General features: G+C 66.4%; 10 protein-coding genes. 5 read left to right on the top strand and 5 right to left on the bottom strand.

The window, feature by feature from the left end:
* The 3 genes from AC1VNY_RS41295 to AC1VNY_RS41285 all read right to left on the bottom strand — a co-directional run.
* Window positions 1-1,487: heme biosynthesis HemY N-terminal domain-containing protein (locus AC1VNY_RS41295; protein ID WP_482409491.1), on the bottom strand; the 1,487-nt coding region annotated here is incomplete at its 3' end.
* Window positions 1,488-1,507: 20 nt separating this feature from the next.
* Window positions 1,508-2,779 carry a COG4223 family protein gene (locus tag AC1VNY_RS41290; RefSeq protein WP_482409490.1) on the bottom strand — a complete coding sequence of 424 codons (1,272 nt, stop codon included), beginning with the start codon at window positions 2,777-2,779 and terminating at the stop codon, window positions 1,508-1,510.
* 120 nt (window positions 2,780-2,899) lie between these two features.
* A complete protein-coding gene (locus AC1VNY_RS41285) occupies window positions 2,900-3,631 on the bottom strand; it encodes a uroporphyrinogen-III synthase (protein ID WP_482409492.1) in 732 nt (243 codons plus the stop codon).
* A gap of 174 nt (window positions 3,632-3,805) precedes the next feature.
* Here AC1VNY_RS41285 and tsaD point away from each other — a divergent pair, with 174 nt between their 5' ends.
* Window positions 3,806-4,879, top strand: coding sequence for a tRNA (adenosine(37)-N6)-threonylcarbamoyltransferase complex transferase subunit TsaD (tsaD, locus tag AC1VNY_RS41280; RefSeq protein ID WP_028342060.1), 1,074 nt, complete (start codon window positions 3,806-3,808; stop codon window positions 4,877-4,879).
* A gap of 9 nt (window positions 4,880-4,888) precedes the next feature.
* Complete coding sequence (locus AC1VNY_RS41275; RefSeq protein ID WP_482409489.1) at window positions 4,889-5,866, top strand: NAD(P)H-dependent glycerol-3-phosphate dehydrogenase; 978 nt, start codon at window positions 4,889-4,891, stop codon at window positions 5,864-5,866.
* 6 nt (window positions 5,867-5,872) lie between these two features.
* Here AC1VNY_RS41275 and AC1VNY_RS41270 read toward each other — a convergent pair whose 3' ends face one another.
* Window positions 5,873-6,634 (bottom strand): haloacid dehalogenase type II, encoded by a 762-nt coding sequence (locus AC1VNY_RS41270; RefSeq protein ID WP_482409488.1) that lies wholly within the window; start codon window positions 6,632-6,634, stop codon window positions 5,873-5,875.
* 249 nt (window positions 6,635-6,883) lie between these two features.
* Here AC1VNY_RS41270 and AC1VNY_RS41265 point away from each other — a divergent pair, with 249 nt between their 5' ends.
* Together AC1VNY_RS41265 and AC1VNY_RS41260 are read left to right on the top strand one after the other, a co-directional pair.
* Complete coding sequence (locus AC1VNY_RS41265) at window positions 6,884-7,996, top strand: alpha/beta hydrolase (RefSeq protein WP_482409487.1); 1,113 nt, start codon at window positions 6,884-6,886, stop codon at window positions 7,994-7,996.
* A 144-nt stretch (window positions 7,997-8,140) separates the two neighbouring features.
* Window positions 8,141-8,554, top strand: a complete 414-nt coding sequence (locus AC1VNY_RS41260) for an EVE domain-containing protein (RefSeq protein WP_137484147.1) — start codon at window positions 8,141-8,143, stop codon at window positions 8,552-8,554.
* Window positions 8,555-8,707: 153 nt separating this feature from the next.
* Here the strand turns inward: AC1VNY_RS41260 and AC1VNY_RS41255 are convergent, their stop codons facing one another.
* Entirely contained in the window at window positions 8,708-9,886 is a 1,179-nt protein-coding gene (locus AC1VNY_RS41255; protein WP_016844862.1) for a DNA topoisomerase IB, read from the bottom strand.
* A 765-nt stretch (window positions 9,887-10,651) separates the two neighbouring features.
* Between AC1VNY_RS41255 and acs the strand changes: the two genes are divergently transcribed.
* Window positions 10,652-12,106, top strand: a 1,455-nt coding sequence (acs, locus tag AC1VNY_RS41250; protein WP_482409486.1) for an acetate--CoA ligase, incomplete at its 3' end; no start/stop codon positions are given.

The following is a 12,106-nucleotide window of genomic DNA, read 5'->3' as shown; positions in this document are numbered from 1 at the left end:
ACCTCGATGGCCGCCGGCAGCGGGGCGTTGTCCTGCACGGGCGGCGCGGCCGGCTCCAAGGGCTTGATCTCGACCGGCTTGATCTCGACCGGCTCAGCCGGCTTGGCGTCCACCGGCTCGCTGGGCAGTTCCTTTGGCAGCTCGACCCGCCGCGGCGCCAGCATGGCCTCCTCGAACGGCGAGGGCTCGATGGCATGGCCCTTGTCGGACGGGAGCGCCGCCACCGGCGTCTGCCATTGGAAGGCGTCGAGCCGGCCGGTGACCGGCGAGACCGGACGCCAGCGGTCCGCGACATAGCCGTCGGCGGTCCAGACCGGATCGTGCAGCGCGCGCACCGCGCGCAAGGTCCAGGCCCGCGCCCGGCCGCTGTCGCCATGCTCGGTGCGCTCGATCTCGGCCATCAACAGCGCGACGCGCTGCGTCGGCGCCGCGATAAACGGCTCCAGCGCCGCACGCGCCTTGGCGAACTCAGCCGCGTCGATCGCGGCGCGCGCGATCGCCAGGGCGCCCTCGATATGGCCAGGCGTTTTCGCCGCAAGCGTCTCGACCCGCACCAGGCGTTGCCGCGCGGAATCGCCGAGCCGCACATGCGAATAGGCGTCGGCGAGTTCGGGATGCGGCTGCGCCAGCCACGCGGTCTCGACGATGCGCATCGCGCGGCGCACCTGATGCGCCTCGCTCTCGAACTTCGCAGCGAGCACGGCGGCCGGAATCAGCGTCGGCGCCAGCTTGACCGCCTCCATCGCGCTCGAGCGCGACAGATCGCGATCGACGGTCTCGAACTCCAGCGCGCGTGCCGTCAGCAGCACGCCGCGCTGCCGCCGATAGGTCGCCTTGTCGATCAATCCGGCGCTCTGGTTGTTGTCGATGATCGACAGCGCGCCGGCCCAATCGCCCTTGGCGCAGCAGAAGCCGAGCACTGCATGCGAGGCCCATGACGACGACGGCGACATTTTCAGCGCTTCCTCGGCGATCATCACGGCCGCCACCGGATCGTCGGCGCGCTGCGCCTCGATGAACAAACCGCGCAATCCAAGCAGCCGCGTGTCCTCGCGCTCGGCCATGGCGCGGAAGGCGCGCTGCGCGCCGTCGCGATCGCCGTCGAGCTGCGCCGATTGCGCGTGCAGCAGCAGCGCCAGCGGATCGTTTGCGGCGTGTCGCCGCGCCACTTCGGCATGCGCGCGGGCGCCTGCGGAATCGCCATGCCCGATCGCGAGCAGGCCTTGCGTGATGGCGTGGCGGCCGCGGGCGTGGCGTCGCTCGCGCCGGCCATGGCGGATGTGCCCGGGAATCTTCCAGAGCCCGCGCAGGATCACGCCGGCGATCATCGCGGCGACGACGACGAGGCCGAGCAGGTACATCGGCTGCTTGGACGTCAGCCGCAAGCCGCCCCAATTCAGCACGAGATCGCCGGGCTGATCGGCCATCCAGGCCGCACCCGCTGCAGCGAGCGCGATCAGCAGCAGGAACAGAATGATCCGGATCATCAAAGACCTATTGCAAAGACTTACTGGTTGACCGTGGCGAGCGCCGCCATGGCGTTGTCGGCAAATTTACGCGACGCGTCGAGCGCGGCGCGGCGCGCGTCCACCTTGGCGAGCCAGGCTTGCGCCGCCGTGCGATCCGCCGGCGGCAGCGACTTCAATTCACGCTCGGTCAATGCAAGGTCATTATGCAGGGCGGCCGATGTCACGCGCGCGACGATGCTGCCGCGATCGGTCCCCGTGCCGTCGGTCCGCTCGATCTGGATCAGCGTGGAGGCACCGGCCTTCAGACGATCGACCAGCCCGGCGCTGGCCGCCGCAGCTTCAGGCGGAGGCGGCGCAAGTTTCGGCACGATCTCGATCAGCTCGCGGCACAGCGCGTTCGGGTTCGGCACGCCTGACCTCGCAAACGTCTCGAGCGGCTTCAGCACCTCGGCATCATCCGACAGCGCCTTCGCGGCCTCGAGCGCGGAGGCATAGGGATCGCCGTGACGCACGGCGACGTCCAGCAGCGATGCCGCGACGACGCGGCGCAGCGGCACATCGTCGGCCTTCGCCTCGGCCTTGGTGTCGGCGATCTTGCCGTCCTGCCTGGCGATCGCGGCGCCCTGCGCCTTCACCGCGCCTTCGACCTTGTCGATGCGCGCCGTGATGCCGGAGAGATCAGGCGCGGCCGCGCCATCGCGCGGCGCGGCTTTCGCGTCATTGACGGCCGCCGCAAGCTTGTCGGATTGCGCCCGCGTCGCGGCGAGCTCGGTGCGCAGTGCGGCGATCGATTTGTCGAGCGCCTCCAGCCGCGCCGTCGCCGCGGGATCGGCGGCCGGCGCGACCGGCCTGCCGGCTTTCGATTCCAGCGCACTCAGGCGCGTGCCGAGTTGGTCGATGGCGGCATTGGGTTGCGGCGCCGGGACCGGCTGCACGACGGGCCAGCCGAGCAGCCAGCCAACCCCGATCACCAGCGCCGCGGCGACCGCACCCGACACCGGCGCCACCACCCAGGGCGACACCGGCCGCGCCGGTTCGGCGTCCTGCGCCGCGGAGGCGGTCTCGGGCTGCGGCTCGGCTTGCGGTGCGGCGTCGCCCTGGGGCTCGGCCTCAGGCGTCGCCGCGTCCGCAGACGCCCTGCCGGCATCCTGGCCGGCATCCCGGTCAGCCTCCTTGGCGGCTTCCTCGGCCCCCTCCGTCTTTGGCGTTTCGCTGGAGATTTCGGTCGCCTGAAGATCGATGGTCGGCGGCGCGCGCTTGGGCCGGGAATCCGGCGAAGATCCTGGGTCGTCTGGCCTTTCTTCAGCCATCGCGGGGGTCCTCAAAACTGCTGGCCGCATACTCTACCAGAATCGGCCCAGGTTCTTAGAGCACGATCCGAATAACCGAGCATTGCCTAACATCATGGTCAAACGAAAGAATTATTCCGGTCACGGCCGCAGGGTGCGGCCGAGCGCCTCCAGCAGGGCGTTTTCGTCGGGCCGCGCCGCCACCACCACATTGGTCGCGCCGGCGTCATGGAGCACCGCGGCGACGGCCGCCGAGATGCAGCATTGCGGCAAAGCGAGCGCCGAAATCTCGATTCCATCGGCGCGGACCGTGTCCAGGAAGGCCTGCGCGCTGCGGCGGGAATAGTGCAGCACCGCGGTGATCCGGTTCGCCATGAAGGCGTCGCTGACTTCCCTTGGAAAGCCGGCCACCGGCGCCATCCGGTAGGTGGTGTGGGTGACGACGCTGAGCCCGCGCTCGCCGAGCTCGCCCGCGAGATCGCGCGACAGGTCGGCGCCGGCGAGATAGAGCAGCGTCGCCGATGCCTCGAGTTCGCCGGCCTTGACCCGTGCGAGCACGAGATTGCGCAGCGAGACTGCATCGCCCTTCGCCACGATCACCTTGTCGAAACCCGCGGCGCGCGCCGCATCGGCGGTGTGCGCGCCGACCGCAAACAGCGGCAGCCGCAACAACGGGCTGGTAGCGAGATCGACCGCGCGCAGCGCATTGGCGCTGGTCAGGATGACGGCATCATAATCCGCATTGTCGTCGCCGCGGAACGGCACCGGCTCGAAGCGCAGCACCGGTGCCGACAGGGCGTCAAAGCCGCGCTGGCGCAGCGTCGCGAGCGTCGCGTCATTGTCCGGATGCGGTCGTGTGACAAGGATTGTCAGGGTTTTAGGCCTCCAGCCGTATAAATTGGACGTTGGCGACCGATTGCACTTTAAGACCTCGCAATGCTACCCCGGAGCGGACGTTTTGATGAGCATCGTCTTGCCGGAAACCGGTTCCGGCCTGTCCGGATCATGCTCGTAGCACAAGGACCGAAATTGGGACACGAACCACCGATGCTGGTGCTGGGGATCGAGACCACCTGCGATGAAACCGCGGCCGCCGTGGTCGAGCGCCAGGCTGACGGGCAGGCGAAAATCCTCTCCAACGTCGTGCGCTCGCAGACCGACGAGCACGCCCGCTTCGGCGGCGTGGTGCCGGAGATCGCGGCGCGCGCCCATGTCGACCTGCTCGACGGCATCGTCGCCTCCGCCATGAAGGAGGCCGGCGTCGGCTACCGACAATTGTCGGCGGTCGCCGCAGCCGCGGGACCCGGCCTGATCGGCGGCGTGATCGTCGGTCTCACCACCGCCAAGGCGATCGCGATGGTGCACGATACGCCCCTGATCGCGGTGAACCATCTCGAGGCGCACGCGCTGACGCCGCGGCTGACCTGCGCGCTGGCGTTTCCCTACTGCCTGTTCCTGGCCTCGGGTGGACACACCCAGATCGTCGCCGTGGTCGGCGTCGGTGAATATGTGCGGCTCGGCACCACGGTCGACGACGCGATGGGCGAGGCGTTCGACAAGGTGGCGAAGATGCTGTCGCTGCCCTATCCCGGCGGACCGGAGGTCGAGCGCGCGGCCGCCGGCGGCGACCCGACGCGGTTTGCCTTTCCCCGCCCGATGCTCGGCCGCCCCGATGCGAATTTCTCGCTCTCGGGACTGAAGACGGCGGTGCGCAATGAAGCCAGCCGGCTGGAGCCGCTCGAGCCGCAGGACGTCAGCGATCTCTGCGCGAGTTTCCAGGCCGCGGTGCTGGAATCGACCGCGGACCGCTTGAGCGTCGGCCTAAAACTGTTTCAGGAGCGGTTCGGCACGCCGCGCGCGCTGGTCGCGGCCGGGGGCGTCGCCGCCAACCATGCCATCCGCAGCGCGCTGCAGGAGGTCGCGGCGAAGGCGCAGACCACGCTGATCATCCCGCCGCCCGCGCTCTGCACCGACAATGGCGCGATGATCGCCTGGGCCGGTGCCGAGCGGATGGCGCTTGGCCTCACCGACACGATGGAGGCGCCGCCGCGCGCGCGCTGGCTGCTCGATGCCAACGCCAAGGCGCCGGCCGGCTACGCCAACAGCCGCGCCGGATATTGAAGGGTTCCGATGCCCGCGCATATGTCAGTCAGCGTGATCGGTGCCGGCGCCTGGGGCACGGCATTGGCCGATGTCGCGGCGCGCGCCGGACGCAAGGTGACGCTGTATGCGCGCAACGCCGAGCATGCCGCGCAGATCCAGGCGACGCGGGTCAACCCGCGGCTGGCCGGTGTCCAGCTTCATCCCGGCATCGCCGTGACGTCCGATATCGCCGCCGCGGCACACGCTGACATCATCCTGGCCGTGACGCCGGCGCAGCATTTGCGCGCGGCGGTTGGGCATCTTGCGCCGCATCTCAAAGCCGACACGCCTGTCGTCGCCTGCGCCAAGGGCATCGAGCACGGCACGCATAAATTCATGACCGAGGTGATCGCGGAAGCTGCGCCGCGCGCCGTGCCCGCGATCCTGTCGGGGCCGAGCTTTGCCGACGACGTCGCACGCGGACTGCCGACCGCCGTAACGCTGGCCACCAGCGAAGAAGCGCTCGCACGCGCGCTCGTCCAGGCGCTCGGCTCGGCGACGTTCCGGCCTTATCACACCACCGACGTGCGCGGCGTCGAGATCGGCGGCGCGGCCAAGAACGTGCTGGCGATCGCCGCCGGAATCGTGGTTGGCAAAAATCTCGGCGCCTCCGCGCTCGCTGCGCTGACCACACGCGGCTTCAGCGAGCTCGCAAGATTGGGCCGCGCCTGCGGCGCCCGCACCGAAACACTCTCAGGCCTGTCGGGATTGGGCGATCTCCTGCTCAGCTGCTCGACCGCGCAATCGCGCAATTTCGCGCTCGGCCTCGCGCTCGGGCGCGGTGAAGCCGCACCGATCGGCAAGCTCGCCGAAGGCGCGTTCACCGCACCGGTGTTGTGCGAGCTCGCCGCCGCGCAAAAGGTCGACATGCCGGTGTCAAACGCGGTCGCCGCGATCCTGAGCGACCGGCTGACCGTCGATGCCGCGATCGAAGGCCTGCTGACGCGGCCGTTCAAGGCCGAGTAACGCACATCACCCGGTCACGAAGGCGACGAGATCGTTCAATCCGGATCCCGTTCCGTCGGGCACGACGCCAAGCTCCTCGACGGTCGCATGGCTGCGATTGACCCAGAAGGTTGGATAGCCGAACCACTTCGCTCCAGCCACATCCCAGCCCGCGAGCGCCGCAAAGACGATCTCCTCTTTGCGCAGCCCGAACGCGTCGACGCCCATCTGGTAGGCGCGGGCGTCGGGCTTGAAGGCCTGAACCCTGTCGGTCGAGAGGTGAGCCTCGAACAGCCCCTCAAGCCGGGAGTTGCTGATGACGGCATCGAGCATCGGTGCGGTGAGATTGGACAGGAACGCCATGCGGACGCCTGCGTCACGAAGCTGCCGGAGCGCGGGCTCAGCGTCGGGCCACGCCTTGAGCTCCAGATACGTTTGCATCAGACGGTCGCGTTGCTCCGATGACAGTTCGATCTTCATTGCCGTGGCCGCGAACACCAGCGCGTCCTCGGTGACGCGCCAGAAATCGGCGTAGCGTCCGCCAAGGGTCCTGAGCCAGCCGTACTCGAACTGCCGCGTGCGCCAGGAAGCGCTCAGCTCGGCGCCCTTGCCCGGAAACATCTCCTCGACCCGCGCAAACACCGGACGTGGATCGATGATCGGAAAGCCGTCGAAGGCGATCGCCTTGAATGACGAGCGGCCCGCGGTGCGCGCCCGGTGCGGCAGCACTGCCGCCGTCGCGAGCGAAGCTGCGGTCAAGGCCGTGAAAGTGCGGCGATTCAGAAGCATGTGGTCTCCTGCATGATGAGCCGGCACCGTTCACAGAAATACGTCTTGGCACAATCGCCAGATTTCAGCAGAGACCATTCCAGATCTCAGAACAATCGACGCCTGCTGAAGCGGCGATTCAAGGCTGAGTAGCGCACATCACGGTCGCGCGTGGCGGAGCTTCACGATCCTTGCGCGCCGTACTAGCGTGGCGGCGAACCGTCGGATCCCGGTCCAACAAATCGAAAAACGGATCCCAAGGGAAAACCCATGCGTCGATCGCATCGCGCCATCCTTTCGATCAGCCTCGCCGTCGCCCTCACCGCCTCATCCACTATCGCCCACGCCCAGACCGCAACCTCCTACGACGAACTTGCCAAGAGCGAGGCCGCCGCCAATGCCGACAACGGCAAGCGGGTCGCGCCGCTCAAATCGATCGGCAATCCAGTCGCCGACGTGTCTGCCGAGATGCAGGCAATGATCGGCGCGCCCTATCCGCCGCATTTCAATGCCGACCCCAAGACCCCGGCGGAATGGAAGGAGTTGATCGATCGCCGCGCCAAGCTTCTGATCGCGGGTGTTCCGGCGCTGAAGGCGAAGCTCGGCGTCAAGGTCGAGGAAACCAAGCTTGCCGGCGTGCACTGCTACATCGTCACCCCGAACAAGATCGCGCTCGAGAACAGGCGGCGCCTGCTGATCCACGTCCATGGCGGCGGCTACGTGTTCGGCCCCGGCGAAGCCGCGTTGCCGGAAGCCATCATGATGGCCGGCTTTGGCGGCTTCAAGGTGATCTCGGTCGACTACCGGATGCCGCCGGACTTCCCCTATCCTGCCGCGATGGACGACGCGATGGCGGTCTGGAAGGAGGTGCTGAAATCGCACGAGCACCGCCGGCTGGCGATCTTCGGCACCTCGACCGGCGGGGCGATGACGCTTGCGATGGTATTGCGGGCGAAGGACGAGAAGCTGCCACTGCCGGCCGCCATCGCGCCGGGCACGCCCTGGTCCGATATCGACAAGATCGGCGACAGCTACGCGAGCAATCAATGGGTCGACAATGTGCTGGTGACCTGGGACGGCTGGCTCGGCCGCGCGGCCAGGCTTTATGCAAACGGCACCAGCCTGAAGAATCCCTACATTTCGCCGATCTATGGTGACTTCAAGGGCTTCCCGCCGACCATCCTGACGTCGGGCACGCGCGATCTGTTCCTCAGCAACACGGTTCGCACGCATCGCAAATTGCGCCGCGCCGGCGTGATCGCCGATCTCAATGTCTATGAGGGGCAGTCGCACGCGCAGTACCAGTTCAACGTCGACGCGCCCGAGACGAAGGAGGCGTTCACCGACATCGCCAGGTTCTTCGATCGATATTTGAAACAGTAGGTGCCGCGCTTCTTGATTTGACGCGTTTTCTTCACGCGAACCGGCATCCACTTCGCTTGAAAACGCTCTGGATCGGGTGCCCGTGCTTGTCGCGGGCATCCGCGTCGCTGTAGATTGCGGCGCAATCGAACGGGGTGAGTTGCGATGAATTACTGGCTGGTGAAATCCGAACCGTCGGTCTGGTCATGGGACCATCAGGTCGCCAAGGGCGCGAAGGGCGAAGCCTGGACCGGCGTGCGCAACTTCACGGCCCGACAGAATCTCGTCAACATGAAGAAGGGCGACAAGGCGTTCTTCTATCATTCCAACGAGGGCAAGGAGATCGTCGGCATCGCCGAGATCATCAAGGAAGCCTATCCCGACCCGACCGACAAGACCGGCAAGTTCGTCTGCGTCGACATCAAGGCCGACAAGCCGCTGAAGACGCCGGTGACGATGGCCGCGATCAAGGCGGACAAGAAGCTCGCCGATATGGCGCTGGTGAAATATTCGCGGCTTTCGGTGCAGCCGGTGACATCAGAGGAATGGAAGTACGTCTGCAAGATGGGCGGGCTGTAGCGTTCCACGAACTCTACCGTCGTCCCGGCGAAGGCCGGGACCCATAACCACAGGCGAGCATTGTTGGAGCGCGCTGTGGCTCCAGCTCGTTTCCGCAATCAATATTTGGGGTAATGGGTCCCGGCCTTCGCCGGGACGACGGGGTTGCGGACCTTACGCCCCGGCCGCCATCACCACCTGCGCCAGCAATTGCTCGCGCTTGGACTGGGTGCGGTAGCCTCCCATCGTCGCGGCGAAGCGTTCGAGGATGCCGTCCTCGAAGGCGGTGACGATGGTGTCGTGGACATAGCTCTTGCGGCAGATCGCCGGCGTGTTGGAGAGCTGGTCGGCGGCCGCGCGGATCGCATCCAGCACCTGGCGCTTGCGGCCGCGCTGGCTGGTGGCCGGCGTGATCCGCGACAGCGATTCCACGACGACGGCCGACGCCATCAGGGTGCGGAAATCCTTCAGCGAGATCTTGATGCCGGCGATCTCGCGCAGGAACGCGTTCACCGCCGTGGTCGAGGCGGCCCGCACCACGCCGGAACGGTCGTAATACTGAAACATGCGCTTGCCCGGGACGCCGCGCAGGATGCCGATCGCACGCACCAGCTTGGCCGCGTCGCATTCCTTGCGCACGGCCTTGCCGCCCTTGGCCTTGAAGGTCAGCACCAGGGAGTCGTCTTCCAGCGTGACGTTGGACTTCAAAAGCGTGGTGGCGCCGCGGGTGCCGTTGAGACGCGCATAGGATTCGTTGCCGGGCCGGATCGCGGTGCGCGCGATCAGCTCGATCACCGCCGACAGCGCGAACTCGCGCGTCGGCTCGTCCCCGGACAGAAACGCCGAGACCTTGCGCCGGATCTTCGGCAGCGCGGCCACCAGCTTGGCCAGGCGATGCGCCTTGCGCTGCTCGCGAACCTTCTCCCAGTCGGCGTGATAACGATACTGCAGCCGGCCCGCCGCATCGCGGCCGACCGCCTGCAGATGCGAGCTCGGATCGCTGGAATAGCGCACCTGGCGGTAGGCCGGCGGAACGGCCATCGCGTGCAGCCGGCGGATCGTCCGCGCATCGCGGACCCGCGAGCCATTGGCACGGACGAATGAATAGGTCTTGCCGCGCTTGATGCGGCGGATAGTCAGCTCGTTCTGGTCGCCGAGCCGCAGGCCCAGATCGCGCGCCAGTTCTTCAACCGTTGTTCTGATGGCGGCGGGGGCGTCGAGTTTAAGCGTTGACGGCGATCGCAGCTTTGCGCGTGGCGTCTGCTTTGGCCACTGGCCCAGTGCCTTTGCCAAGGCGACAGCGGGATCGGCGGAAACGGGCCGCACAGCCGCGATATTCTGCTGATCCATCATTCTCGCAAGACGCCTTGTTCCGCTGTTCTCCCGGTAATGCCGTTGCTTCGGGCTTCGTTCCGGTGGGCCGTCCGGCCTCGGTTTGGCGATTTAGGGCGTCGGAGCCGACATTGCGAGTCGCGAATCAGTTATTGAAGGTATCAAATTACCTTTCATGGGTGCCATTCGCCCGCTAACGTTGATTTTGGACTGCCCGGGATCGGACAAAATGACGCGAGCGCGGTGCCGAAAACCGGCGTTTGAACACCGCCTTGGGTTCACCGCGGTCCCCAGATCAGGTCAGTGACCTTGCCCTTTCGCGCGCTGCTCTCTCGCCGGGGCGCGGCTTGAGTTCGGCAGCCACGGGCCCGTCCAACCGCTGGCCGCAACCAAGGATTACGCGGTCACAAACGTGTTGACGTAGGTCGTCGCGGCAGCGTCCGACAATTCGTTCACTTGTACCTGAAGCCGACCATCAAAATCGGCGTCAGCGTATCGCACGCGACACTGCTGCGGTGGCGGCGAACGGCGCAGAGAACGACACCACTACGACCAAGAGACCAGTGACCCCGAGCACGCGATGGCGCATAGGTTTCTCTCGTCGACGCGTTGCGGTAAGCCGTCTTGTCAAAAGCGGAAGCCGGCGGACTATCCGACGGCTTCACGCGACGAAAGTGACAGTCCTTTTTCCTTGCCGGGCCGGAATGCGGCAACGCATAATCGCGGCAATGATCAAGACGGCTTGCCGTCGCGTCGTGCGCGATCGGCAATGAGCGGAGGAAAATGATGTCCGAGAAAATCTATGACGTGTCGGCCGACTGGGCCAAGCGCGCCTATATCGATGACGCCAAATATCGCGAGATGTACGCGCACTCGGTCAAGGACCCGAACGGCTTCTGGGCCGAGCACGGCAAGCGGATCGACTGGATCAAGCCCTTCACCAAGGTCGAGAACGTCTCCTTCGCGCCCGGCAACATCTCGATCAAATGGTTCGAGGATGGCGTGCTGAACGTCGCCTGGAATTGCATCGACCGCCATCTCGACAAGCGCGGCGACCAGACCGCGATCATCTGGGAGGGCGACGATCCCTCCGAATCCAAGCAAATCACCTACCGCCAGTTGCACGACGAAGTCTGCAAGATGGCCAACATCCTGCGCACGCGGAACGTCAAGAAGGGCGACCGCGTCACGATCTACCTGCCGATGATTCCGGAAGCGGCCTACGCCATGCTGGCCTGCGCGCGGATCGGCGCCATCCATTCAGTGGTGTTCGGCGGCTTCTCGCCGGACAGCCTCGCACAACGCATCAAGGATTGCGACTCGAAGGTGGTGATCACCGCCGACGAGGGCCTGCGCGGCGGCAGGAAAGTGCCGCTGAAGGCCAATGTCGATGCCGCCATCGCCAAGATCGACTCTAAGGATTCCGGCGGCGTCGACTGGGTCGTGGTGGTGAAGCGCACCGGCGGCAAGATCGACATGAACCCAACGCGCGACCTCTGGTATCACGAGGCCGCCGCCATGGTGACGACGGAGTGCCCGGCCGAGCACATGCATGCCGAGGACCCGCTGTTCATCCTCTACACCTCGGGCTCGACCGGAACGCCGAAGGGCGTGCTGCACACCTCGGCCGGCTATCTCGTGTTCGCGTCGATGACGCATCAATACGTGTTCGATTATCACGACGGCGACATCTATTGGTGCACCGCCGACGTCGGCTGGGTCACCGGCCACAGCTACATTCTCTACGGGCCGCTCTGTAACGGCGCCACCACGCTGATGTTCGAGGGCGTGCCGAACTATCCGGACAATTCGCGCTTCTGGAACGTGGTCGACAAGCACAAGGTCAACATCTTCTACACCGCGCCGACCGCGATCCGCGCGCTGATGCAGGGCGGCGACGAGCCGGTGAAGAAGACCTCGCGCAAATCGCTGCGCCTGCTCGGCTCGGTCGGCGAGCCGATCAATCCGGAAGCCTGGGAATGGTATTACCGCGTGGTCGGCGACGACCGCTGCCCGATCGTCGACACCTGGTGGCAGACCGAGACCGGCGGCATCCTGATCACGCCGCTGCCCGGCGCGACCAAGCTGAAGCCCGGTTCGGCGACACGGCCGTTCTTCGGCGTGGTGCCGGAGATCGTCGATGCCGACGGCAAGACGCTGGACGGCGAGACCTCGGGCAATCTGTGCCTGACCAAGTCATGGCCGGGCCAGATGCGCACGGTCTATGGCGACCATGCGCGG

This window comes from Bradyrhizobium ferriligni (assembly GCF_056837965.1).
This window is presented reverse-complemented; position numbering and strand designations above follow the sequence as displayed.